The following is a 23,658-nucleotide window of genomic DNA, read 5'->3' as shown; positions in this document are numbered from 1 at the left end:
CGAGTCAGCGTTGGACGTAGTTTTGGTAGAGGGTAATGACTTTTTGTACGCCGACGGTGGTGCTGACTTTTTGGGTAATCTGCGCCTGTTCTTCGGGGGTGAGGATGCCCATAACGTAGGTTACATTGCCGTAGGTAATGATTTTGACGCGCGCCTGTGTAGCGGGGCTGATGCCCAGCAGCGTGGCGCGGACTTTGGACGTGTTCCAAGTGTCGCCGGCGATGTCGCCCGCAGTGCGCGGCAGGGAGGCGACGGTAATGTAGTTGTATACGCCTTCGGCGGCCTGTTCGGAACGTGCAATCTGACCGACGAACTGTTTTTCGCCTTCGGTGGCGACTTGTCCGAGCAGCAGCAGGTGGCGGTTGTAGCCGACGACGGAGATTTGGGGCGTGTAGCCTTTGGTTTGGTTGTTTTGGCGCAGGTAGGAACGGGCGGTGGTTTCGATACGCAACGCCATAACGTTGTCATCGGTTTGCGCGCCGGTGGTTCGGCGGTCGATGACGGATTTTGCGCCGACGGCGGCCCCGCCGACGACTGCGCTGAAGCAGCCGCCGAGGGCAAGGCTGAGGACGGCGGCAATCAGGGTGCGGACGGTGTGTGGTTTGGGTTTCATCGGGGACTTCCTTTCTTGGGCGTTTCAGACGGCATTGCTTTGCGCCATGCCGTCTGAAAAGGGTTACATTCCTTCCAGCAGTACGGAGTCGATACAGTCGCACATGGCGTGTATCAGCAGGATGTGGTTTTCCTGAATGCGGGCGGTGCGCGGATGGGGGACGTTGAGCAGAACGTCGGTGTCTTTGAGCATGGCGGCGATTTTGCCGCCGTCGCGGCCGGTCAGGGCGATGACGTGCATATCGCGTTCGTGTGCGGCTTTGACGGCTTCGATGACGTTGGCGGAATTGCCGGAGGTGGAAATGCCGACGAGGACGTCGCCTGCACGTCCGAGCGCGCGCACTTGTTTGCTGAATACGTGGTCGAAACCGTAGTCGTTGCCGATGGCGGTCAGCGCGGAGGTGTCTGTGGTCAGGGCGACGGCGGCGAGTTCCATGCGTTCTTTCTCAAAACGCCCGGTCATTTCGGCGGCGAAGTGTTGCGCGTCGGCAGCCGAACCGCCGTTGCCGCAGGCCAGGATTTTGCCGTCGTTCATCAGGCATTGCAGCATCAGCTCGGCAGCCTGTACGGTCGGCTCGACCAGTATTTTTTCGGCTTCCTGTTTGGCACGGATGCTTTCGGCAAAATGTGCGGCAACGCGTTCTTGTAATGTCGTCATATCGTCAACCTGTAATATTCTTTATCCACTCGGGCGGGCGGTTTCCTTCGATAAGTACCGCATCGAGGCGGCACGGTACGTTTGTCAGCCTGTTCTGTTGCAGATAATACTCTACACTTCGTTGCAGTTTCAATAATTTGGACGGAGAAATGCTGTATGCCGCGCCGCCGAACCGTTGGTTTTTGCGGTATTTTACTTCAACAAACAGAATCATGCCGCCGTTTTTGACAATCAGGTCGATTTCGCCGTAGGCGCAGTGCCAGTTGCGGGCAAGCAGCGTGCAGCCTTGGGATTGGAGGAAGGCAAGTGCGGCATCTTCCCCTGCCGTACCCTGTTTGTGGTTTAAGCGCATAATCGGTTTAACCTTTATAATGTCTGTTTTTCAGACGGCATTTTTTATGTTTCAGAAACACTTGCAGAAAGCCTCCGACAGCGTCGTCGGAGGGACATTATACGTGGTTGCCACGCCCATCGGCAATTTGGCAGACATTACCCTGCGCGCTTTGGCGGTATTGCAAAAGGCGGACATCATTTGTGCCGAAGACACGCGCGTTACTGCGCAGCTTTTGAGCGCGTACGGCATTCAGGGCAGGTTGGTCAGTGTGCGCGAACACAACGAGCGGCAGATGGCGGACAAGGTAATCGGTTTCCTTTCAGACGGCCTGGTTGTGGCGCAGGTTTCCGATGCGGGTACGCCGGCCGTGTGCGACCCGGGCGCGAAACTCGCCCGCCGCGTGCGCGAAGCAGGGTTCAAAGTCGTTCCCGTCGTGGGCGCAAGCGCGGTAATGGCGGCGTTGAGTGTGGCCGGTGTGGCGGAATCCGATTTTTATTTCAACGGTTTTGTACCGCCGAAATCGGGCGAACGTAGGAAATTGTTTGCCAAATGGGTGCGGGCGGCATTTCCTGTCGTCATGTTTGAAACGCCGCACCGAATCGGGGCAACGCTTGCCGATATGGCGGAATTGTTCCCCGAACGCCGTCTGATGCTGGCGCGCGAAATCACGAAAACGTTTGAAACGTTCTTAAGCGGCACGGTTGGGGAAATTCAGACGGCATTGGCGGCGGACGGCAACCAATCGCGCGGCGAGATGGTGTTGGTGCTTTATCCGGCGCAGGATGAAAAACACGAAGGCTTGTCCGAGTCTGCGCAAAATGCGATGAAAATCCTTGCGGCCGAGCTGCCGACCAAGCAGGCGGCGGAGCTTGCCGCCAAGATTACAGGTGAGGGCAAAAAGGCTTTGTACGATTTGGCACTGTCGTGGAAAAACAAATGATGCCGGATGGACCGGCACCATAGTGCGAACGGAATCAACGGACACGCCCCGTCATGCGGTACAGCACGTCTTTGCCTTGAACACGGTGGACGACGACCATGGCGACGTGTCCGACGACGGCGGCAAACAGCAGCCAGCCCAAATTGCCGTGGAACGTGTTGCCCAAGTTTGCCATCCACTCGATTTTTTCCGGCGAACCCTGCATTACTTCAACGCCGAACACTTTCAACGGGCCGCGTCCGCCACCGTATTGGCGGATCATGCCGATAACGGGAACGGCAAGCATGAGCAGATACAGAATGCCGTGTCCTGCCGCTGCCGCCTTGCTGTCGCTTTGCGGACGCTTGGCGCGGTTGGCAACCGCCCACACGATGCGCAATGCAATCACCGTCAGCATGAGGAAACCGAAAGATTTGTGCAGGCCGAACAGGCTGCCCGCCCATTCCGCCTCTTCGTAAATTGTCCACAGGACAATGGTGGTCAGAATGCCGATGAAGCCGGCAACGGTCAGCCAGTGCAGCGCGCGTGTCAACGGGTCGTAAACGGCAGGTTGGTTTGTGTTCATAAAAAAATCCTTATCATATGTAACGGTTTGAACGGACATTCCGTCGGGTCGGAATGTCAAAAAGGCGCGATTGTACCAAAGAAGTTGGACATATTTTGTTTGCAGGCTGAAGATTTGCTTAAAAATTCATTAAGATGGGCAGAACAAATAGTTTCTCCGCGGTATATTGAAATACCGCTTATACCTTATAATGTCGGCAGAAAATCTGTTCAGACGGCATCAAAACATATGGCAATCCGCCTGAAACCCTATTTAAAACCAACAAACAAGAGCATTTAATGAAATTCATCGACGAAGCAAAAATCGAAGTCGCCGCAGGCAAAGGCGGTAATGGCGCAACCAGTTTCCGCCGCGAAAAATTCGTACCCCGCGGCGGCCCGGACGGTGGCGACGGCGGCAAAGGCGGCAGCGTCTGGGCAGAAGCCGACGAAAACACCAACACCCTCGTCGAATACCGCTTCGTCAAACGCTACCAAGCCAAAAACGGCGAAAAAGGCCACGGTTCCGACCGCTACGGCGCAGGTGCGGACGACATTGTCCTCAAAATGCCCGTCGGCACCCTTATCCGCGACCTCGACACCGACGAAATCGTTGCCGACCTCACCTACCACGGACAGCGCGTCTGCCTCGCCAAAGGCGGCAAAGGCGGCTTGGGCAACATCCACTTCAAATCCTCCGTCAACCGCGCCCCAAAACAATCCACGCCCGGCGAAGAAGGCGAAACCCGTTCCCTGCAACTCGAACTCAAAGTCCTCGCCGATGTCGGCTTGTTAGGCATGCCCAACGCCGGCAAATCCACCCTGATTACCGCCGTCTCCGCCGCACGCCCCAAAATCGCCAACTACCCCTTCACCACCCTGCATCCGAACTTGGGCGTGGTACGCATCGACGAAAACCACAGCTTCGTGATGGCCGACATCCCCGGCCTGATTGAAGGCGCGGCAGAAGGCGCAGGCCTCGGCCACCGCTTCCTCAAACACCTATCACGCACCGGTCTGCTGTTACACGTTGTCGATTTGGCACCCTTCGACGAAACCGTCAATCCCGCCGAAGAAGCACTCGCCATCATCAACGAATTACGCAAATACGACGAAGAACTTTACGGCAAACCGCGCTGGCTGGTGCTGAACAAACTCGATATGCTCGACGAAGAAGAAGCCCGGGCGCGAACAGCCGCCTTCCTCGAAGCCGTCGGCTGGGACTACCCCGAACCTGATGACCGTTTCCAATTCGACATGGAAACCCCGCGCCTCTTCCAAATCAGCGCGCTGACACATCAAGGCACGCAGGAGTTGGTACACCAAATCAACCAATACCTGGCCGAGAAAAAACGTATCGAGGCTGAAAAAGCCGAAGCGGAGAAAGCAGCGGCAAATGTTGAAATTATCGAACAGCAGCCTAAAACGGATACTGGCGTGTTTAAGCCGGAGTAAAAGGACAAGGCCGTCTGAAAGTTTTCAGGCGGCTCATTCTGCAGAGATGTGCTATGTACAAAACAATAGATTTATTTTCAGGCATTGGCGGAATACGCCTAGGCTTTGAAAAATACGGGTGCACCAATGTATTCTCATCGGAATGGGACAAATATGCCCGACAAGTGTATGAAGCAAACTTTGGAGAAAAACCTTTTGGCGACATTAACGGCATCGATCCTTCAGATATTCCCGATCATGATATTCTGCTTGCGGGATTTCCGTGCCAACCTTTCAGTATCGCAGGTAAGGGATTGGGATTTGAAGATACGCGCGGAACATTGTTTTTCAATATTGCCGAAATCCTGAAAACCAAACAGCCGAAGGCTTTTCTTCTGGAAAACGTTAAGCGGCTGACTACGCACGATTCGGGCAGGACTTTCCGTATTGTTTTAGAAACCCTTAAACAGCTTGGTTATACGGTTTATTTTAAGGTTTTAAATACTTTGGATTTCGGATTGCCGCAAAAACGCGAGAGAATTTATATTGTGGGTTTTTCAGACAACATCCCTTTTTACTTTCCCGAACCCATAAACCAATATCGGCCATTGGGCGAACTGCTGGAAAACGATCGAGATGTCGAACCAAGCTATTTTTTATCAGATACCTTGAAACAAAAACGTTTGGCAGCCTTAAAAAAAGCTCCGCCCACCCCATCAATTTGGCATGAAAATATTGGCGGGAATGTTTCCGCACTTCCATATTCCTGTGCCTTAAGGGCCGGGGGAAGTTACAATTATTTGGTGGTAAACGGAGTAAGAAGGCTAACAGGAAGGGAAATGTTAAGATTACAAGGTTTTCCCGATGATTTTGAAATCAATATCCCCTACTCGCAAGTCAGGAAAGTCGCCGGAAATTCTGTATCCGTCCCTGTAATAGAAGCCATCGCGGAAAATATGCTCGCTTCTCTTTCCGGCAAGGTCGAACAAAAAGGGCAATTGGATTTATTGGAGGCAGGATGACGCTTGAAGAACAACAAGCCAAAGAAGCATTGGACGGCATTATCAAAAAATCCCGTGTCCACCTTTATAAACCCATTCAAATTGCAGAAATTTTATATCATGACCGTTGTATAAAACAGTTGGATTTTTTAAATTTAGATACTTACCGCAACCAATCTAAACGCTGGAGGGATGAAATCTGCCGTCGGTTTTTAGGGCGGATTTCTACTTCATCTGCAAAATTCCAAGATAATCTGTTTGAAAAAAATGCAATACCGCCTGAAAAACTAGCGGTATTGGGAACATTAAACAGACAGTCGGACGGCGGGGTAGAATCGTACATTTATAAACAGTTTTTCAATCGTTTTTCCCAAATGAGCGAAGCATTGGCTTATGTCGGCAATACAGACAGATACTCCTTCCAACTGTCTGAATTTCTAAATTTATTTTGGCTCGAGCCGGGATTGAAAAGAAGTATAGACAAGATATATGAAATCGTTGTTTATGCGTTGTTTGATGCATTGGTTTCAGAATTAGGCATAACGGTTTCAATTGATTTTCCTAAGGAAAACCTGTTTTTATGGGAGGAATATCAAGATTTTGCCGAAAAAATCATCACTATGCCGAAAAATGAGCATTTAAAACTTCCTGCAAAAATCCATCGTGTAGGCGTAACCAATGCTGCCGATAGAGGGTTGGATATGTGGTCTAACTTCGGATTGGCCATACAGGTCAAACATCTCTCTTTAGACGAAGAGTTGGCAGAAGATATTGTATCCTCCATTAGCGCAGATAGAATTGTCATTGTCTGCAAAAAGGCAGAACAATCGGTGATTGTTTCATTACTGACGCAAATAGGCTGGAAAAGCCGAATTCAAAACATCGTAACTGAGGATGATTTGATAAGTTGGTACGAAAAAGCATTGAGAGGCCAATATCCGATTGCAGAAGCGTTGTTGGAAAATATTAAAACTGAAATTATGCGTGAATTTCCTGCCGTTAATGAAGCCAATGAATTTTTAGATTTCGCCCAAAATCGCGGATATGACATTACTGTTACTCATTTCTAAACTTACTTGATGAATATGACCGCCATCTACAACACCCTTACCCGTCAAAAAGAACCCTTCGCCCCCATCGACCCTGAAAACGTGCGTATGTACGTCTGCGGCATGACCGTTTACGACTATTGCCACTTAGGCCATGCCCGTGTGATGGTGGTGTTCGACATGATTGCCCGCTGGTTGCGCGAGTGCGGTTATCCGCTCACTTATGTGCGCAACATCACCGACATCGACGACAAAATCATCGCCCGTGCGGCTGAAAACGGCGAAACCATCGGCGAACTGAACGCGCGTTTCATTCAGGCGATGCACGAAGATGCCGATGCTTTGGGCGTGTTGCGTCCCGACATCGAGCCGAAGGCGACGGAAAACATCCCGCAAATGATTGCCATGATTGAGACCCTGATTCAAAACGGCAAGGCATATCCTGCCGCAAACGGCGACGTTTACTACGCCGTGCGCGAGTTTGCCGCTTACGGACAATTATCGGGCAAATCGTTGGACGACCTGCGTGCGGGCGAACGCGTGGAAGTGGACGGTTTCAAACGCGATCCGCTTGATTTTGTATTGTGGAAAGCGGCGAAAGCAGGCGAACCGGCGTGGGAAAGCCCGTGGGGCAACGGCCGTCCGGGTTGGCACATCGAATGTTCCGCGATGAGTGAAAACCTGTTCGGCGATACGTTCGACATTCACGGCGGCGGCGCGGATTTGCAGTTCCCGCACCATGAAAATGAAATCGCCCAAAGCGTCGGTGCCAGCGGTCACACCTGCGGTCATGACCACGCGCAAACCCACCACGGTCAAAGTATTGCCAGCCACGTCAAATACTGGCTGCACAACGGCTTCATCCGTGTGGACGGCGAAAAAATGTCCAAATCGCTGGGCAACTTCTTTACTATCCGCGAAGTATTGAAACAATACGACCCCGAAGTCGTGCGTTTCTTCATCCTGCGCGCCCACTACCGCAGCCCGTTGAACTACTCCGACGCGCATTTGGACGACGCGAAAGGCGCGTTGACCCGTCTGTACACCACCTTGAAAAACACACCGGCGGCTGAGTTTGATTTGTCTGAAAACGCCAACGGCTACACCCGCCGTTTCTACGCCGCCATGAACGACGATTTCGGTACGGTCGAAGCGGTTGCCGTGTTGTTTGAGCTGGCAGGCGAAGTGAACAAAACCAATGACGCACACCTCGCCGGCTGCCTGAAAGCTTTGGGCGGCATCATCGGCCTGCTGCAACGCAACCCGATTGAGTTCCTCCAAGGCGGCGCAGTTTCAGACGGCCTCTCCAACGAAGAAATCGAAGACTTGATTGCCCGACGCAAACAGGCTCGCGCGGATAAAAACTGGGCGGAGTCCGACCGCATCCGCGACCTTCTGAACGAACACAAAATCATTTTGGAAGACAGCGCCGGCGGCACGACTTGGCGGCGCGGTTGAACTGTATCGGAAAGGGCAAAAGTACCGCCTTTTGCCCTTTTTTCGTTTTCAGACGGCATTTCCCGCTTGAAGCCCCGCCGTTTTCAGCAGGCAGGACCGAATGGGAAATACCGGGCGGCGCACCGGGTGCCGCTTTGTGTATGGGAACATTGTGAGAACTTATTTTTATTATGCTTAAAATCATTTCCGCCAACGTCAACGGCATCCGCTCCGCCTACAAAAAAGGTTTTTACGAATACATCGCCGCATCGGGCGCAGACATTGTCTGCGTGCAGGAACTCAAAGCGCAGGAGGCTGATTTGTCTGCCGATATGAAAAATCCGCACGGGATGCACGGTCATTGGCATTGCGCCGAGAAGCGCGGTTACAGCGGTGTGGCGGTGTACAGCAAACGCAAACCCGACAATGTGCAAATCGGCATGGGCATTGAGGAATTCGACCGCGAAGGGCGGTTTGTGCGTTGCGATTTCGGCAGGTTGGGCGTCATTTCGCTTTATTTGCCCAGCGGCAGCAGCGCGGAAGAACGCCAGCAGGTGAAATACCGTTTCCTCGATGCGTTTTACCCTATGCTCGAAGCGATGAAAAACGAAGGGCGCGACATCGTCGTCTGCGGCGACTGGAACATCGCCCACCAAAACATCGACCTGAAAAATTGGAAAGGCAATCAGAAAAATTCGGGCTTCCTGCCCGAAGAGCGCGAGTGGATAGGCAAAGTCATCCATACGCTGGGCTGGACGGACATGTGGCGCACGCTCTATCCCGATGTGCCGGGTTATACATGGTGGAGCAACCGCGGGCAGGCGTATGCGAAAGATGTCGGGTGGCGCATCGATTATCAGATGGTTACGCCCGAACTTGCCGCCAAAGCCGTGTCCGCACACGTTTATAAAGATGAAAAATTCTCGGATCACGCCCCTTTAGTTGTGGAGTATGACTATGCTGCCGAATAAGGTTTTGGGTAAATATGATTGGAATGTGGACGGAAAAACAGGAATAGGCGCGGCATGGGTTGTCGCTGCGTTTATCCTGCCCATATTGGTGTGGGCGGTGTTTATGTTGTCGCGGATGCAAGGCTGGCTTGCGCCGACCAAGGCAAACCCGATATGGGCGTTGGTGTGGCTGCTGATTTGTCTGCCCTGCCTGCTGATTGCGGCCAAATGTTTGGGTTGGAAAGGCTGGCGGCGGGTGGTGAATATTTTTGTCTGCCTGACCGTCTGCGCCATATTGAGCGTACCCGCTTCGCTGCTCATCGCCTTTACCCTCCGGGACCTGCTCAAATAGTCGCGGACAATGGAAAGTTTCGAGCTTGAGGATTTGACGCTGTGGCTGATACGCGATGCGGATGAAGCGGAAATGTGGATAGACCGTTGGGCGGTCAGTTATCCCGTTGTGCAGATGTCCGAAGCGTCCGCAAACGGCAGCACGGAAGCGTGGCAAAGCGCGCTTCAGACGGCATTCGAACGGATACAGGGCAGGCATATCGCCGTTGTCGCACACGGCGCGGGCGCGGCCGCATTCTTGGCGTGGCTGTACCGCGCCGACATCCTGACGCAGAAGAAACTCGCCGGTATCATTCTCGTATCTCCGCGTCCCGATATTTTTCCCGACGATGCGGAACACACTTTCCAACGCGTCCGCTGTCCTTGCCGTGCCGCATTGGTGGTGTCCGAACACGGCGGCGTGCCGCACGGTTGGGCGCAAAAACAGGCGGATTTGTGGAACGCCCGCCTGTTGGTTTCCCCGCATTCGGGCAGTTTGAACGGTATGCTCGGCGGCTGGCAGTGGGGTATGAAGCTGATGCAGGAAATGTTGCTGGCGTGAACGGTCGCTTTATCGGAATTTCGGTTAACCGGGGTTGCAAGGAAAATACCGTCTGAAACAGGCTTCAGACGGCATTTCCATTCAAACAGGGCTTACAGGCTGCCCAACACGATACGCAACACGCGGCGCATCGGTTCGGCTGCACCCCACAAAAGTTGGTCGCCGACGGTGAACGCGCTGATGTATTCGCCGCCCATGCCCAGTTTGCGGATGCGTCCGACAGGGACGGACAGCGTGCCGGTAACTTTGGCGGGCGTCAGCTCGCGGATGCTGGCTTCTTTTTCGTTGGGGACGACTTTCACCCAGTCGTTCGCGCCTGCCAAAATCGCTTCGATTTCGGAAACAGGCAGGTCTTTTTTCAACTTCAGAGTGATGGCTTGGCTGTGGCAGCGCATCGCGCCGATGCGGACGCACAGGCCGTCGATGACGGTCGGATTGCCGCTGCGTCCGAGGATTTTGTTGGTTTCCACGCCGCCCTTCCATTCTTCTTTGGACTGGCCGTTGCCCAAATCCACGTCAATCCACGGAATCAGGCTGCCGGCGAGCGGTACGCCGAAGTTGGCTTTCGGATAGTCTTCGCTGCGGAGGAAATCGGACACTTTGCGGTCGATATCGAGAATCGCGCTGGAAGGATCGGCAAGCTCGTCCGCCACTTGGGCGTGAATCGCGCCCATGCCGCTGATGAGTTCGCGCATATTTTTCGCGCCCGCGCCGGAAGCGGCTTGGTAGGTCATGCTGGTCGCCCATTCGACCAAATCGTTTTGGAACAGGCCGCCCAAAGCCATCAGCATCAGGGAGACGGTACAGTTGCCGCCGATGTAGTTTTTCACGCCGTTTTTGAGACCGTTGTCGATGATGTTGCGGTTGACGGGGTCGAGGGCGATAATCGCGTCGTCTTTCATGCGCAGTGAGGACGCCGCGTCAATCCAGTAGCCGTTCCAGCCGCTGTCGCGCAGGGCTTGGAAGACGGATTTGGTGTAATCGCCGCCTTGGCAGGTGACGATAATGTCCATTTTCGCCAGCTCGGCAACGTCGTTCGCGTCCAATAATGTTTTAGCCGCCTGACCGAAATCAGGTGCCGCGCCGCCGACGTTGGAAGAGGTAAAGAAAAACGCTTCGGGAATGTGGGCGAAGTCGTTTTCTTCTTTCATACGCTGCATCAAAACCGAACCGACCATACCGCGCCAGCCGACGAAACCTACTTTCATGTATTGCTCCTTGAGGAAAATCGTTAATAAAATTATGTATGGCGTAAAGAAAGCGTTTTAACGCCGTATTGGGAAAATGTAAAGTTCTTTATCGAATTTTCTTTTTGGGATTGGCGTTTGCAGCAGTAGGGCGGTAGAATTCCATCTGTTTAAGAACAATTATCAGGAACGGATATGGAAGAAAAAAACGACTACACCGACGCGGTATCCGACAACCGCAACGGGCAGGAAATTGAAGTCGGAATTGCCGGCGCAGGCGACCGGATACTTGCCGCGCTGCTGAACCAATTGTTTACCTTTTTGATTTTGTTGGTGCCGTTTGTCGGACTGATTGCCTTCGCCGTCAAAAATGAAGGCAGGATTGGCGGCCGTGAGGAAATATTCGGGCTGCTTTTGGGCATGACTTCCTTTTGGGTCGGACTGGCGGGCATTTTGGCGTACACCGTCATCCAAATCTACTATATGAGCAGGGACGGGCAGTCATTGGGTAAGAAAATCATGAGAATCCGCGTGTTGAAAACCGACGGCCGCAATCCGGGTTTTGTCGGCACGGTTTTGGTACGCGAAATCGCGTGGTCGGTTTTGGTTGCCATTATTGCCGCCGTTATCGGTCTTGCAGTAGGTGAAAACGGGGAAAACGCCATCAACCTGCTGGCATTCCTTGCCAACTTTGTCCTGCTCTTTATGGTCAAACGCGACCGCCGCACGCTTTACGACATATTGGCGGATACGGTTGTCGTCAAGCTGCCCAAATAAACGGACGCGGCAAAATGCCGTCTGAAAGGCTTTCAGACGGCATTTTTATCTTCAGAACCGCTCAAGCATCGTGCAGCGAAGCTGCGTGCAAAGTGTTTTCCATTAATGTGGCAATCGTCATCGGACCCACGCCGCCGGGAACGGGCGTAATCATCGCCGCCCGTTCTTTTGCCGTTTCAAATTCCACGTCGCCGCACAGGCTGCCGTCGTCCAAACGGTTGATGCCCACATCGATAACGACCGCGCCGGGTTTGATCCACCCGCCTTTGACAAAGTTCGGAATGCCCACGCCGACCACCAAAATATCGGCGGCGGCAACTTCATCGGCAAGATTTTCGGTCGCACTGTGGCAGACCGTTACCGTTGCGCGCGCCAGCAGCAATTCCAACGCCTGCGGGCGGCCGACAATATTCGACGCGCCGACCACGACCGCTTTTTTCCCCTTCGGATCAATGCCGTAAGCCTCCAAAAGCGTCATCACGCCCTTGGGCGTACACGGGCGCATCAGCGGCATTTTGACCGCCAGCCTGCCGACATTGTAAGGATGGAAGCCGTCCACGTCCTTATCCGGCGAAATACGTTCCAAGATCGCTTGGCTGTCGAGGTGCTTCGGCAGTGGAAGCTGAACCAGAATACCGTCCACTTCGGAATCGGCATTCAGACGGTCGACCAATGCCAGCAGTTCTTCCTGCGATGTTGATTCGGGCAGTTCGTACGACAGCGACTTGATGCCGCATTTTTGGCAGGCGGTTTTCTTGTTGCGGACATAAACTGCGCCGGCAGGGTCGCCTCCGACCAAAACCACGGCCAGGCAAGGCGTGTGCAGATTGTCCTGTTGGCGTTGCGCCACCGCTTCGGCAATCGCCTGCAGGTGTTTTTGCGAAACTTCTTTACCGTTGATCAGTTGTGCCGACATATCCGTCCTTTTGTTAAACAGGTAGAAAATGCTGAAAATTATCGCATTTTCCGTTTGTTTTTACAGCAGAATGCCGAAAATAAATTTGCCCCGAAATAAAATACGGCTGTTTGGACGGATTAAATATTTTTTCAAATCAAAAAACTATATTTTTCATCTTGGTGTTTTGAAAATAAATGTTGACGCATCTTTCCCTGAACTGTATATTCCGCTTCTTCAAGTCGGGGCGTAGCGCAGCCCGGTTAGCGCATCTGCTTTGGGAGCAGAGGGTCGTGAGTTCGAATCCCACCGCCCCGACCAATCAATCAGCACGAATCGGCATGAGCGCCCGTAGCTCAACCGGATAGAGCACCGACCTTCTAAGTCGGGGGTTACAGGTTCGATTCCTGTCGGGCGTGCCAAGAATTTGATTGAAAACCGTTTTTATGGTGGCTGTAGCTCAGTTGGTAGAGCCCCGGATTGTGATTCCGGTTGTCGTGGGTTCGAGCCCCATCAGCCACCCCAGATAAAGGCCCGTACTTTTCGGTACGGGTCTTTTCCTGTTTGCGCGTACTGTCCGCGCCGTCGTACCGGTGCGGCGGTATGCCGTCTGAAAGCCGGGCCGGTCATACGGAAACCGCTTCATACGGCATTTGCGCCGCCGGCTTTGCCTTTCGCATATGCTTCTGTATCATGTGGGTTTTTCTGTCTTTTATGGTTTTTGTCGGAGGCTTTGATGGTTGACGCTTGGTCTGTCCCTGATTTTGAATCGAAAATCTGTCCGCCCGAGGCGTTGGCGGCGCGTTTGGCGTTGTTGCCGCGCCCGCTGGTGTTTACCAACGGCTGTTTCGACATCCTCCACAGGGGGCACGTTACTTATCTGGCGCAGGCGCGTTCGGCAGGGGCGGCGTTGGTGCTGGCGTTGAATACCGATGCTTCGGTGCGGCGTTTGGGCAAGGGCGGCGACCGCCCGGTTAATCCTTTGGAGAACCGTGCCGCCGTTGCCGCCGCGTTGGAAAGTGTGGATTTGGTTACTTGGTTTGACGAGGATACGCCGGCGGCGTTGATTGAGGCGGTCAAGCCGGAGGTGTTGGTCAAGGGCGGCGATTGGGTCGTGGATAAGATTGTCGGTGCGGCGGAAACGCTGGCACGCGGCGGTCAGGTGTTTTCAATTCCGTTTCTGCATCAGACTTCGACAACGAAGACTTTGGCAAAAATCCGTGCGGCAGAGGGCGGAAAATGACGGTTTTGAAGCCTTCGCACTGGCGGGTGTTGGCGGAGCTTGCCGACGGTTTGCCGCAACACGTATCGCAATTGGCGCGTGAGGCGGACATGAAGCCGCAGCAGCTCAACGGTTTTTGGCAGCAGATGCCGGCGCATATACGCGGGCTGTTGCGCCAACACGACGGCTATTGGCGGCTGGTGCGCCCCTTGGCGGTTTTCGATGCCGAAGGTTTGCGCGATCTGGGGGAAAGGTCGGGTTTTCAGACGGCATTGAAGCACGAGTGCGCGTCCAGCAACGACGAGATACTGGAATTGGCGCGGATTGCGCCGGACAAGGCGCACAAAACCATATGCGTGACCCACCTGCAAAGTAAGGGCAGGGGGCGGCAGGGGCGGAAGTGGTCGCACCGTTTGGGCGAGTGCCTGATGTTCAGTTTCGGCTGGGCGTTTGACCGGCCGCAGTATGAGTTGGGTTCGCTGTCGCCTGTTGCGGCACTTGCGTGCCGGCGCGCTTTGGGGTGTTTGGGTTTGGAAACGCAAATCAAGTGGCCAAACGATTTGGTCGTCGGACGCGACAAATTGGGCGGCATTCTGATTGAAACAGTCAGGGCGGGCGGTAAAACGGTTGCCGTGGTCGGTATCGGCATCAATTTCGTGCTGCCCAAGGAAGTGGAAAACGCCGCTTCCGTGCAGTCGCTGTTTCAGACGGCATCGCGGCGGGGCAATGCCGATGCCGCCGTATTGCTGGAAACATTGCTTGCGGAACTGGGCGCGGTGTTGGAACAATATGCGGAAGAAGGGTTCGCGCCATTTTTAAATGAGTATGAAACGGCCAACCGCGACCACGGCAAGGCGGTATTGCTGTTGCGCGACGGCGAAACCGTGTGCGAAGGCACGGTTAAAGGCGTGGACGGACGAGGCGTTCTGCACTTGGAAACGGCAGAGGGCGAACAGACGGTCGTCAGCGGCGAAATCAGCCTGCGGCCCGACGACAGGTCGGTTTCCGTGCCGAAGCGGCGGGATTCGGAACGTTTTTTGCTGTTGGACGGCGGGAACAGCCGGCTCAAGTGGGCGTGGGTGGAAAACGGCACGTTCGCAACCGTCGGCAGCGCGCCGTACCGCGATTTGTCGCCTTTGGGCGCGGAGTGGGCGGAAAAGGCGGATGGAAATGTCCGCATCGTCGGTTGCGCCGTGTGCGGAGAATCCAAAAAGGCACAAGTGAAGGAACAGCTCGCCCGAAAAATCGAGTGGCTGCCGTCTTCCGCACAGGCTTTGGGCATACGCAACCACTACCGCCACCCCGAAGAACACGGTTCCGACCGTTGGTTCAACGCCTTGGGCAGCCGCCGCTTCAGCCGCAACGCCTGCGTCGTCGTCAGTTGCGGCACGGCGGTAACGGTTGACGCGCTCACCGATGACGGACATTATCTCGGCGGAACCATCATGCCCGGCTTCCACCTGATGAAAGAATCGCTCGCCGTCCGAACCGCCAACCTCAACCGCCCCGCCGGCAAACGTTACCCTTTCCCGACCACAACGGGCAACGCCGTCGCAAGCGGCATGATGGACGCGGTTTGCGGCTCGATAATGATGATGCACGGCCGTTTGAAAGAAAAAAACGGCGCGGGCAAGCCTGTCGATGTCATCATTACCGGCGGCGGCGCGGCGAAAGTCGCCGAAGCCCTGCCGCCTGCATTTTTGGCGGAAAATACCGTGCGCGTGGCGGACAACCTCGTCATCCACGGGCTGCTGAACCTGATTGCCGCCGAAGGCGGGGAATCGGAACACGCTTAAAAAATATGCCTTTTTTCAACACGGGGCGGCATCCGTCCGAATCTGTCCGGATTCTGCCGCCCGACAGACTGCCGCCCGGGCGGGCGGGGTTTCAAACATTGAGGAAATTCTAATGAAATGGCTCTTCACCCTTTTGGCGGTACTCAATATTGCCGTATTCGGCGGCACGGTGGGCTATAAATTGGCCGTTAAAGCGGCGGGCGGCGTGCCGGAAAACCGGGCCGTCGAAAACACGCCCCCCGCAACGCCCGCCGCCGGCAATGCGGCGGCATCCGTGGAGGATACGGCGGCACTGCTCAAACCGGGCGACATCCTGAGCGAAGAACAGGCGGAGCAGTTGCGCTTGAAAAAAGAAGCGGAACAGAAAAAACTGAGGGAGAAAAAACAGCGTGAAGAAAAAGCCCGCCGCGAAAAACTCGCCGCCGAAAAGGCGCAGGCGGAACGTGAAAACGGCGCGGCGGATGCCTTATGCGCCGCGCAGGCAAGCCTCACGATGGACGAAGACGACTACCACCGCATCAAAGGGCTTTTGGGCAAATGGTCGCACGTTGCCAGCAGGAGCGTCGAAAAACGCACCGCCAAAGCCAAACCTGCCGACAAAACCTACCGCGTCGTCCTGCCCGTTTCCGCCGATGCCGAAAATCAGGCGGCGGAGCTGTCTGCCAAAGGTTTCAACCCCGTACCGTTTGACGGAGCATTGAGTTTGGGTGTCGGCAACAGCCGGGAAAACGCCCAAGCCCTGCAAAACCGGCTTGCCGATGCCGGATTCGGCGGGGCGCATATTGTCGAACACTTTGCCGAAGCCGACAGGCAGGACGATTCTTTGAGCGTGTCGCGTATGACGGTTTTGTTTACGGGCGTGAATGCCGCCGATGCGGACGAAATCCGTAAAATCACGTCCCTATACGGCAAACTGAACCTCAAGTCTTGCAAATAAGTGCAGACCAAAAACGCCAAACCCACCGCTAGGGTGGGTTTGGCGTTTCGGTTTTGAGTATCTGATTAAAAAGGGAATGTATGTCTCGTATATGCCGACTCCAAGTGTGAAAGTGAATTGTGAGGGAATACAGTGTTTAATGGTTCGGAACGGACGGCTTCCGAGTGGTTTTGATTATACGCTAATAATAATAATTATCAATAAAAATTTAAAAATAAATGCGGATTTTTTGTAATGCGATGAAAAATAAACAAATTAATCTGTCCGCCGATGTTTGTGATTTGGGTCGGCAAACTTTCATTGCGCCGGACAAATCGGGGTCGGCAGGCATGGACGGGGGCTTCGTGCCTGACGGAAATAAGGTTGCCCGTGTTTGAACAACCGTCCGATTTGGTGCGGACAGGGTTGCCATTCGGGGGTGTTTGAGCGCGGATTCGGGGATGCAAAAGCGGTGAAACCGTTGCGGATGAAGGCTTACGGATGCCCCGAGGTATTTTTAAATGTATTCAAACGACAAAACTCCCTTCTATTGCCGTACTTAGGGCTTGCGCAGCAGCCTGCGCGCCGGGGAGTCCGGGTGTTTCGTTGGTTGCGGTGTCGGGGCGGGCGGCAAGGTTTTCCGGCCGGTTTCCCTGTTCCTCACGACAAAGCCGTGATGCCGGGGAATGGCGGTTTGCCCGTTTGGGGCCGCGATGCCGTCTGAAGCCTTCAGACGGCATTTTTGCCGCCTTTTTCAATATTCCGCCGAATGCCAAAACGGTTGTCCGACTGTCGGCGTGCTGGCTTGGGCTTTGGTTCGCGCTTCGACCGGCCCGGCTTCAAATGCCAGCCGTCCGGATTCGACGGCGAGTGCGAAGGCGCGCGCCATGTTGACGGGGTCGCCGCTGCGGGAAACGGCGGTGTTTAACAATACGCCGTCAAAACCCCATTCCATCACTTGTGCCGCTTGGGAAGGCAAACCCAAGCCCGCGTCGATAATCAGCGGCGTGTCGGGCAGGCGTTCGCGCAGGATTTTGAGCGCATAGGCGTGAACCGCCCCCAAACCCGTGCCGATGGGAGCCGCCCACGGCATCAACGCCTGACAGCCCGCATCGAGCAGGCGGCGGCAGGCAATCAGGTCTTCGGTGCAATAAGGCAGCACTTTGAAGCCGTCTTTAATCAGGATTTCCGCCGCTTCGACGAGTTGGAACACGTCCGGCTGCAAGGTGTCGTCGTCGCCGATGAGTTCCAATTTTATCCAATCGGTTTCAAACACTTCGCGCGCCATTTGCGCCGTCGTTACCGCTTCCTGCACGCTTTGGCAGCCTGCCGTGTTCGGCAGGACGGGAACGCCGGTTTCTTGAAGCAGCGACCAAAACCCCTGACCGTGCGCCTCGCCGCCGCATCCCGTGCGGCGCAGCGAGACGGTAATCATCGCGGGCCGGGCGGTTCGGACGGATTGTTTGAGGATTTCAGGGGTCGGGTAGGCGGCCGTGCCGAGCAGCAGCCGCGAAGGGAAAGTTTCGCCGTACAGGGTGAGCATGATGGATTCTTTGGTATGGTTGTCGGACGCGATGCCGTCTGAAAGCCGGCGGCGTGCCTTTGGGGTTTCAGACGGCATTCAGCCGCCGACGACGGGGCGGACGATGTCGATTTTGTCGTTTTCGTGTAAAACGGTTTCCGCATACGCGCCTTTGGGGATGAAAACGGTGTTGACCGCCACGGCAAAGGGCTTTTGCGGCGCGGTTTGGGCGATGAGGTCGGCAACGCTTGTGCCGTGAAGTTCGGCGGGTCCGCCGTTTAAGATGATGTTCATGGTTTCTCGATGTTTCTGTATTTATAGCGGATTAACAAAAACCGGTACGGCGTTGCCCCGCCCCGGCTCAAAGGGAACGATTCCCTAAGGTGCCCAAGCACCGGGCGAACCGGTTCCGTACTATTTGTACTGTCTGCGGCTTCGCCGCCTTGTCCTGATTTTTGTTAATCCACTATATCTAGCCGAATTACTTTATTTTTTGATACGCAACCGGCCGGTTGCCGTCATTCCCGCGCAGGCGGGAATCCATTTTTGAAATTCGGAAACTGTTTTTCAAATGATGGTTTCTCAAGTTTTACGGCGGATTCCCGCCTGAGCGGGAATGACGGAATTTGATGATATGCCACATTTAAAGTTAAGCATATTTGCGATAACGGGCTAAGTTTTGCCTACACGGCAATTGAATTTTCTTCTTTCGGTTTTATCCATCCCACAAAGCCTGAAACGCTTTAACCACCGCTTCGGGATTTGCCGCTTCGGTTACGGCGCGGACGGCGGCGAGTGAGGAAACTCCGGTGGCCAGCACGGCTCGGGCGTTGTTCAAATCGATGCCGCCGATGGCGACGACGGGCGTGCCGCGAGCCTGTTCCACATATTCGCGCAATTTGTCCAAGCCTTGCGGGGCGGTGGGCATTTGTTTGGTCGTGGTCGGGAAAATCGCGCCGCTGGCGATGTAGCCGGGGTGTACGGACAGGGCGCGGTCGAGTTCGGCGACGGAGTGCGTACTCAAACCCAAACGCAAACCGGCGGCGGCGATGGCGGCAAGGTCGGCGGTGTCCATGTCTTCCTGCCCGAGATGTACGCCGTATGCGCCCGCTTCGATTGCCTCGCGCCAGTGGTCGTTGATGAAAAGCTGTGTGCGGCTGCCTTGACAGGCGGCGACGCAGCGGGCGATTTCGCGTTTCAATTCGTTGCCGTGCAAGGTTTTACAGCGCAGTTGCACCGTGTCGGCACCTGCTTTGACCATGCGCCCCACCCAATCGGCGGTGGGAACGACGGCGTAGAATTTAAGTAGGGATTTTAGGGGCGGGAAGGTCATAGGGTGTCCTTTCGGGCGGCTTTAATCTTGTCTTCCGATATACGCCAAACCGCTTTCTTCATCACGTTCGGGCGCGTCTTTTCCGTCAAACAGTGCCACTGCCAATCTGACGGCGGCGGCGGTTACGGCGGGGGAAATCATAAAGCCGTGCCGGAAAAGGCCGTTGATTTCGATGAGGCGGCGTTCGCGGCTGTAGCGGATTTCGGGGTTGTGGTGGTTGAGCGTGGGGCGCAGGCCGGCGGCGATTTCGAGGATGTCGGCTTCGCCGAAGGCGGGGTGGACGGCATAGAGCGCGGATAAGAGTTCCAGCCCGGAACGTACGCTGGCGGGGGCTTGGCTTTCGCTTTCGATTTGGGTCGCGCCGATGACGAAGACGTGGTTTTCTTTCGGGGCGATGTAGAGCGGATAGCGCGGGTGCAGCAGGCGCACGGGGCGGTTGAGCGTGATTTCGGGCGTGTAAACCCGCGCCACTTCGCCGCGTATGCCGCGCAAGGTGCTGGTGTGCTCGGGGGATTGGTTCCACGCGGTTTTCGCGCCGTAGCCCCGGCAGTCGATTACCCAGTCGTATTGGGCTTGCAGGTCTTGGGGGGCGCATTCGTGTTCCCAATGGCAAGGGACGTTCAGTTCGTCCAAAGCGTCGGCAAGTGCAGACAATATTTGCCGCCCGTCGAGCTGGCCTTCGGTCGGCAGGTAGATGCCGTCTGAAAAACGTCCGCCGAGTTGCGGTTCGCGTTCGGCGATTTCATCGGCGCGCCAACGGACGATTTCGTCATCCGCTACGCCGCCGCGTTTGAGATGGCGGACGAACTCGCTGGATAATGGCTTGTCCTGCCCGTGCCACACAATCAGGCTGCCGTTTTCCTGCATCATCGTGTGCGTGTTCAGACGGCATCGGATGCCGCGCCAAAGCGGAATGCTCTGCCTGCCCAGCCTGATGACTTCGGGCGTTGCCTCGACCGCTTCCGCCGCAGGCGCGAGCATCGCGGCGGCAACATAGGCGGCGGCGTGTTCGCCTTGGCGGGTGCCTTTGTCGAAAAGTTCAATCTGATAACCTTGTTCTGCAAGCTGCAATGCGGTCAGCCTTCCGGAAAGGCCGCCTCCGAGGACGGCGATACGGGTCATGACGGGTTCCTTTGTAAAGATTGGGCTTTTTTAAAGAAAAGGCGTACCGATACGGTGGCAATGGCAACGGCAGACATTACGGGGGCGGTCAGACCGATGCTGCTTTCCCAACCGGACGAGAGCAGGAAGCGGTAGAGGATGAAGCCTGCCAGCCACAGAACCAGTCCGGCAAAGTCAAAGCCTTCAATCTCCTCACGCCGTTTTAAGACGAAAAAGTCGGCAATCAAAACCGCCGCCATCGGCGCAAATACCGAGCCGATAAGCAGCAGGAAGTTTTTATATTCGGTAACGGGCAGCATGACGGCAAGCACCGTGCCGATCAGGGTAACGCCGACAGCGACGGGTATTTCCGCAAAACGCGCGGAAATGTTGTTCGCACTCGCGCCGGCGGAATAGGTATCGAGAAACGTTGTGGTAACGGTGGAGAGGACGACTGCCAGAATGCCCGTTATGCCCAAGCCCGCGCCCAACAGGATTTTCGCCACGTCGGTTTCTCCGGTAAACAGAGCCGCCGCCAAACCCAAGGCATACATCCAGCAGCCCGTCAGCGTATAGGCGAGCGTTGCCGTCAGGGTTGCCGCAAACGGGCGGCGTGCTTGGCGCGTGTAGTCGGCGGCCAGCGGCAGCCAGGAAAGCGGCATGACGGCGGACAGTTCGACTGCCGTTCCGAAGGTCATGCCGTCTGAAACGGCGGGCGCGGCGTTTGTGCCGGACGAAGCGAACACTTCGACGCTCAACCACAACACGGCAAGCAGCATCAGCAGCATCGAAACGGTTTTCAGCCCGCCCGTTCTGCGTGCGCCGAAAACCAGCCACAGCACGATCAGTGCGCCGTTTGCCAATGCCCACCAGACAAAGGACTCGCCGTCCCACAACACTTTGCCCAAAGCGGAGCTGACCGTTGCGCCGACGTAAATCATCACCGCCGTCCAGCCGGCCAGTTGCAGCATATTCGCCACGGAAAACAGCACTGAACCGCATTTGCCGAACGACAGGCGCACACTTTCCATCGAGCTGCGTCCGGTCGGTGCGCCGATATACGCCGCCGCAAAAAACAGCGCGCCGCCGACGGCATGACCCAAAAGCAGGGCCGCCAGACCGCGCTGCCAGCCCAAGGGGGCGAGCAGCGTACCCGTGCTGATTTCGGCAATCGATACCGCCGCGCCGAACCAAACCAGCCCGATGGCGGCGGAAGATGAAGGAGAGGAGGCATTGCCCGACATATGACGTCCTTTAAAAAGAAGGAAGGTGGGCGGGGAAGTGCGGAAAAGGGAACGGAAGCCCGAAAGGGCGGGGAGGTTTTGTTTCCTACGCAGGCATTACCCCGACAGGTTCTACGGATTTTGCTTTCGCAATCTCAGCCGCCCGGCGGGCGGCACTCCGACAAGAAGGCTTTAAGTTTACACAAAGCAACGTGCGTTGGCAAAATTCTTACATTTTCGACGGCACGGCGCATTTCCATAACAAATGCCGTATAATCAAGCCCCTGATTTTTTATGCGCCGACACTATGCATCCGACCTATTCCGCCGTACAGGCGCGGCTGCTCGAAGCCAACCGCCTTTCCCCCGAACTGCTCGCCAAAAGCCTGTGCATCATCGGCGCGCACCACGTCGATTATGCCGATATCTACTGCCAGCGCACCGCTTATGAAAGCTGGCATTTGGAAGAGGGCATCGTCAAATCGGGCAGCTTCCAAATCGATCAGGGTGTGGGCGTGCGCGCCGTTTCGGGCGACAAAACCGCCTTTGCCTACGCCGACAGCCTGTGCATCGATTCGATAAACCGTTCCGCCCGCGCCGTCCGCGCGATTGGGGCGGCAGGCGGCAAGGTGTCCGCCAAAATGCCGTCTGAAACGCGCGGCAAGCCGGTTTGTTCCGCATCCGACCCCATTGCCGGCCTCGATTCCGCCGCCAAAGTCGCGCTGTTGAACAAAGTGGAAGCAATCGCCAAAGCCGCCGATCCGCGCATCGTGCAAGTGATGGCCGGTTTGACCTGCGAATACGATATGGTTTACCTCGCCCGTCTGGACGGCAAACACGCCGCCGACATCCGCCCGATGGTGCGCCTGAACGTTACCGTCATCGCCAAACAGGGCGAACGCCGCGAACAGGGCGGCGCGGGCGGCGGAGGACGCTACGACTTGGCTTATTTCGATGAAACCTTGGTGCGGCAGTTTGTCGATGCCGCCGTCAAACAAGCCCTGACCAATCTCGAATCCCGTCCTGCGCCTGCCGGCGAGATGACCGTCGTTTTGGGCAACGGTTGGCCGGGCGTGTTGCTGCACGAAGCGGTCGGACACGGTTTGGAAGGCGATTTCAACCGCAAGGGGACCAGCGTCTTTTCCGGCCGGATCGGCGAACGCGTCGCCGCCAAAGGCGTTACCGTCGTCGATCAGGGCGATATTGCCGGCCGGCGCGGTTCGCTCAACATCGACGACGAAGGCAACGAAACACGCCGCACCGTATTGATTGAAGACGGCATCTTGGTCGGCTATATGCAGGACGAAACCAACGCCCGCCTGACGGGTACGCAATCGACCGGCAACGGCCGCCGCCAAAGCTACGCCTCCGTCCCGATGCCGCGTATGACCAACACCTTTATGGAAAACGGCAGCTACGAGCCGGAAGAAATCATCGCGTCCATCGACAAGGGCATTTACGCCGTCAACTTCGGCGGCGGACAGGTGGACATCACCAGCGGGAAATTTGTCTTCGGCGCGTCCGAAGCGTGGTGGGTGGAAGGCGGCAGGCTGCAATACCCCGTCAAAGGCGCGACCATTATCGGCAACGGCCCCGAAGTGCTGAAACACGTTTCGATGATAGGCAACGATACCGCGCTCGACAGCGGTGTCGGCGTGTGCGGCAAAGAAGGGCAGAGCGTCCCCGTCGGCGTGGGGCAGCCGACCCTGCGTATCGATGCCGGGCTGACCGTCGGCGGCAGCGCAATCTGACGCGGAATCCGGCACGATGCCGTCTGAAAGGTTTTCAGACGGCATCGCCTTATTCTTTTTTCCGATGTTTGATATTCCTAAGCATT

25 protein-coding genes, 3 tRNA genes and 1 riboswitch are annotated in these 23,658 nt (G+C 55.7%); of the genes, 16 read left to right on the top strand and 12 right to left on the bottom strand.

Annotated elements, in window-relative coordinates:
* Window positions 1-4: 4 nt before the first annotated feature.
* From DFR77_RS05795 to DFR77_RS05785, 3 genes are all read right to left on the bottom strand, one after another.
* Window positions 5-613: a BON domain-containing protein gene (locus DFR77_RS05795; RefSeq protein WP_003686871.1), complete on the bottom strand. Its 609-nt coding sequence runs from the start codon at window positions 611-613 to the stop codon at window positions 5-7.
* Window positions 614-676: 63 nt separating this feature from the next.
* The gene (locus DFR77_RS05790; RefSeq protein WP_003692028.1) at window positions 677-1,270 is read right to left on the bottom strand and encodes a phosphoheptose isomerase; all 594 of its coding nucleotides are present in this window, start codon (window positions 1,268-1,270) and stop codon (window positions 677-679) included.
* A gap of 4 nt (window positions 1,271-1,274) precedes the next feature.
* Window positions 1,275-1,622 carry a YraN family protein gene (locus DFR77_RS05785; RefSeq protein ID WP_003686873.1) on the bottom strand — a complete coding sequence of 116 codons (348 nt, stop codon included), beginning with the start codon at window positions 1,620-1,622 and terminating at the stop codon, window positions 1,275-1,277.
* A 46-nt stretch (window positions 1,623-1,668) separates the two neighbouring features.
* Here DFR77_RS05785 and rsmI point away from each other — a divergent pair, with 46 nt between their 5' ends.
* Complete coding sequence (rsmI, locus tag DFR77_RS05780) at window positions 1,669-2,544, top strand: 16S rRNA (cytidine(1402)-2'-O)-methyltransferase (protein ID WP_010951377.1); 876 nt, start codon at window positions 1,669-1,671, stop codon at window positions 2,542-2,544.
* Between the two features lie 34 nt (window positions 2,545-2,578).
* Here the strand turns inward: rsmI and DFR77_RS05775 are convergent, their stop codons facing one another.
* Complete coding sequence (locus DFR77_RS05775) at window positions 2,579-3,109, bottom strand: cytochrome b (protein ID WP_003704702.1); 531 nt, start codon at window positions 3,107-3,109, stop codon at window positions 2,579-2,581.
* A 278-nt stretch (window positions 3,110-3,387) separates the two neighbouring features.
* Between DFR77_RS05775 and obgE the strand changes: the two genes are divergently transcribed.
* From obgE to DFR77_RS05735, 7 genes are all read left to right on the top strand, one after another.
* The gene (obgE, locus tag DFR77_RS05765) at window positions 3,388-4,542 is read left to right on the top strand and encodes a GTPase ObgE (RefSeq protein ID WP_003686881.1); all 1,155 of its coding nucleotides are present in this window, start codon (window positions 3,388-3,390) and stop codon (window positions 4,540-4,542) included.
* Window positions 4,543-4,595: 53 nt separating this feature from the next.
* The gene (locus DFR77_RS05760) at window positions 4,596-5,543 is read left to right on the top strand and encodes a DNA cytosine methyltransferase (RefSeq protein ID WP_003686883.1); all 948 of its coding nucleotides are present in this window, start codon (window positions 4,596-4,598) and stop codon (window positions 5,541-5,543) included.
* Window positions 5,540-6,592 carry a HaeII family restriction endonuclease gene (locus DFR77_RS05755; protein WP_003686885.1) on the top strand — a complete coding sequence of 351 codons (1,053 nt, stop codon included), beginning with the start codon at window positions 5,540-5,542 and terminating at the stop codon, window positions 6,590-6,592. Before DFR77_RS05760 ends, DFR77_RS05755 begins: the two co-directional genes overlap by 4 nt.
* A 15-nt stretch (window positions 6,593-6,607) precedes the next feature.
* Window positions 6,608-8,029: a cysteine--tRNA ligase gene (cysS, locus tag DFR77_RS05750; protein ID WP_010355798.1), complete on the top strand. Its 1,422-nt coding sequence runs from the start codon at window positions 6,608-6,610 to the stop codon at window positions 8,027-8,029.
* A 170-nt stretch (window positions 8,030-8,199) separates the two neighbouring features.
* Window positions 8,200-8,979, top strand: a complete 780-nt coding sequence (locus DFR77_RS05745) for an exodeoxyribonuclease III (RefSeq protein WP_003694437.1) — start codon at window positions 8,200-8,202, stop codon at window positions 8,977-8,979.
* Entirely contained in the window at window positions 8,966-9,310 is a 345-nt protein-coding gene (locus DFR77_RS05740) for a hypothetical protein (protein ID WP_003686892.1), read from the top strand. Before DFR77_RS05745 ends, DFR77_RS05740 begins: the two co-directional genes overlap by 14 nt.
* 9 nt (window positions 9,311-9,319) lie before the next feature.
* Entirely contained in the window at window positions 9,320-9,850 is a 531-nt protein-coding gene (locus DFR77_RS05735) for an alpha/beta hydrolase (protein ID WP_003686894.1), read from the top strand.
* A gap of 92 nt (window positions 9,851-9,942) precedes the next feature.
* Here the strand turns inward: DFR77_RS05735 and asd are convergent, their stop codons facing one another.
* Complete coding sequence (gene asd, locus DFR77_RS05730) at window positions 9,943-11,058, bottom strand: aspartate-semialdehyde dehydrogenase (protein WP_003694436.1); 1,116 nt, start codon at window positions 11,056-11,058, stop codon at window positions 9,943-9,945.
* A gap of 174 nt (window positions 11,059-11,232) precedes the next feature.
* Here asd and DFR77_RS05725 point away from each other — a divergent pair, with 174 nt between their 5' ends.
* Window positions 11,233-11,814, top strand: a complete 582-nt coding sequence (locus tag DFR77_RS05725; protein ID WP_003686897.1) for an RDD family protein — start codon at window positions 11,233-11,235, stop codon at window positions 11,812-11,814.
* A gap of 61 nt (window positions 11,815-11,875) precedes the next feature.
* Here DFR77_RS05725 and folD read toward each other — a convergent pair whose 3' ends face one another.
* Window positions 11,876-12,730: a bifunctional methylenetetrahydrofolate dehydrogenase/methenyltetrahydrofolate cyclohydrolase FolD gene (folD, locus tag DFR77_RS05720; protein ID WP_003686899.1), complete on the bottom strand. Its 855-nt coding sequence runs from the start codon at window positions 12,728-12,730 to the stop codon at window positions 11,876-11,878.
* A 222-nt stretch (window positions 12,731-12,952) separates the two neighbouring features.
* Between folD and DFR77_RS05710 the strand changes: the two genes are divergently transcribed.
* The 6 genes from DFR77_RS05710 (at window position 12,953) to DFR77_RS05680 (ending at window position 16,664) form a co-directional block, all read left to right on the top strand.
* Window positions 12,953-13,030, top strand: a tRNA-Pro gene (locus DFR77_RS05710).
* A gap of 24 nt (window positions 13,031-13,054) precedes the next feature.
* Window positions 13,055-13,131 (top strand) — tRNA-Arg (locus DFR77_RS05705).
* A gap of 27 nt (window positions 13,132-13,158) precedes the next feature.
* A tRNA-His gene (locus tag DFR77_RS05700) sits at window positions 13,159-13,234 on the top strand.
* Between the two features lie 211 nt (window positions 13,235-13,445).
* Window positions 13,446-13,952 carry a D-glycero-beta-D-manno-heptose 1-phosphate adenylyltransferase gene (gene rfaE2 / locus DFR77_RS05690; RefSeq protein WP_003686901.1) on the top strand — a complete coding sequence of 169 codons (507 nt, stop codon included), beginning with the start codon at window positions 13,446-13,448 and terminating at the stop codon, window positions 13,950-13,952.
* On the top strand, window positions 13,949-15,727 hold the full coding sequence (locus DFR77_RS05685; protein WP_003694435.1) for a bifunctional biotin--[acetyl-CoA-carboxylase] ligase/type III pantothenate kinase: 1,779 nt from the start codon (window positions 13,949-13,951) through the stop codon (window positions 15,725-15,727). The genes rfaE2 and DFR77_RS05685 overlap by 4 nt, the downstream gene beginning before the upstream one ends.
* A 112-nt stretch (window positions 15,728-15,839) precedes the next feature.
* Window positions 15,840-16,664, top strand: coding sequence for an SPOR domain-containing protein (locus tag DFR77_RS05680; RefSeq protein WP_003692015.1), 825 nt, complete (start codon window positions 15,840-15,842; stop codon window positions 16,662-16,664).
* A gap of 506 nt (window positions 16,665-17,170) precedes the next feature.
* On the opposite strand, the gene DFR77_RS05670 is transcribed toward DFR77_RS05680, so the two are convergent.
* From DFR77_RS05670 to cytX, 6 genes are all read right to left on the bottom strand, one after another.
* A complete protein-coding gene (locus DFR77_RS05670) occupies window positions 17,171-17,383 on the bottom strand; it encodes a hypothetical protein (protein WP_020996744.1) in 213 nt (70 codons plus the stop codon).
* A 14-nt stretch (window positions 17,384-17,397) separates the two neighbouring features.
* Window positions 17,398-18,186 carry a thiazole synthase gene (locus DFR77_RS05665; RefSeq protein WP_003692011.1) on the bottom strand — a complete coding sequence of 263 codons (789 nt, stop codon included), beginning with the start codon at window positions 18,184-18,186 and terminating at the stop codon, window positions 17,398-17,400.
* 78 nt (window positions 18,187-18,264) lie between these two features.
* Window positions 18,265-18,459 carry a sulfur carrier protein ThiS gene (gene thiS, locus DFR77_RS05660; RefSeq protein ID WP_003686908.1) on the bottom strand — a complete coding sequence of 65 codons (195 nt, stop codon included), beginning with the start codon at window positions 18,457-18,459 and terminating at the stop codon, window positions 18,265-18,267.
* Window positions 18,460-18,880: 421 nt separating this feature from the next.
* Window positions 18,881-19,498 (bottom strand): thiamine phosphate synthase, encoded by a 618-nt coding sequence (thiE, locus tag DFR77_RS05645; protein WP_003694432.1) that lies wholly within the window; start codon window positions 19,496-19,498, stop codon window positions 18,881-18,883.
* Between the two features lie 21 nt (window positions 19,499-19,519).
* Window positions 19,520-20,620, bottom strand: coding sequence for an FAD-dependent oxidoreductase (locus DFR77_RS05640; RefSeq protein ID WP_003692007.1), 1,101 nt, complete (start codon window positions 20,618-20,620; stop codon window positions 19,520-19,522).
* Entirely contained in the window at window positions 20,617-21,843 is a 1,227-nt protein-coding gene (gene cytX, locus DFR77_RS05635) for a putative hydroxymethylpyrimidine transporter CytX (protein WP_047924318.1), read from the bottom strand. The genes DFR77_RS05640 and cytX overlap by 4 nt, the downstream gene beginning before the upstream one ends.
* Before the next feature lie 65 nt (window positions 21,844-21,908).
* Window positions 21,909-22,013, bottom strand: a riboswitch (TPP riboswitch).
* 74 nt (window positions 22,014-22,087) lie between these two features.
* Between cytX and tldD the strand changes: the two genes are divergently transcribed.
* Window positions 22,088-23,572: a metalloprotease TldD gene (gene tldD / locus DFR77_RS05630; RefSeq protein WP_003686915.1), complete on the top strand. Its 1,485-nt coding sequence runs from the start codon at window positions 22,088-22,090 to the stop codon at window positions 23,570-23,572.
* Window positions 23,573-23,658: the final 86 nt, after the last annotated feature.

The sequence above is a fragment of the Neisseria gonorrhoeae genome, assembly GCF_003315235.1.
GTDB lineage: Bacteria > Pseudomonadota > Gammaproteobacteria > Burkholderiales > Neisseriaceae > Neisseria > Neisseria gonorrhoeae.
This window is presented reverse-complemented; position numbering and strand designations above follow the sequence as displayed.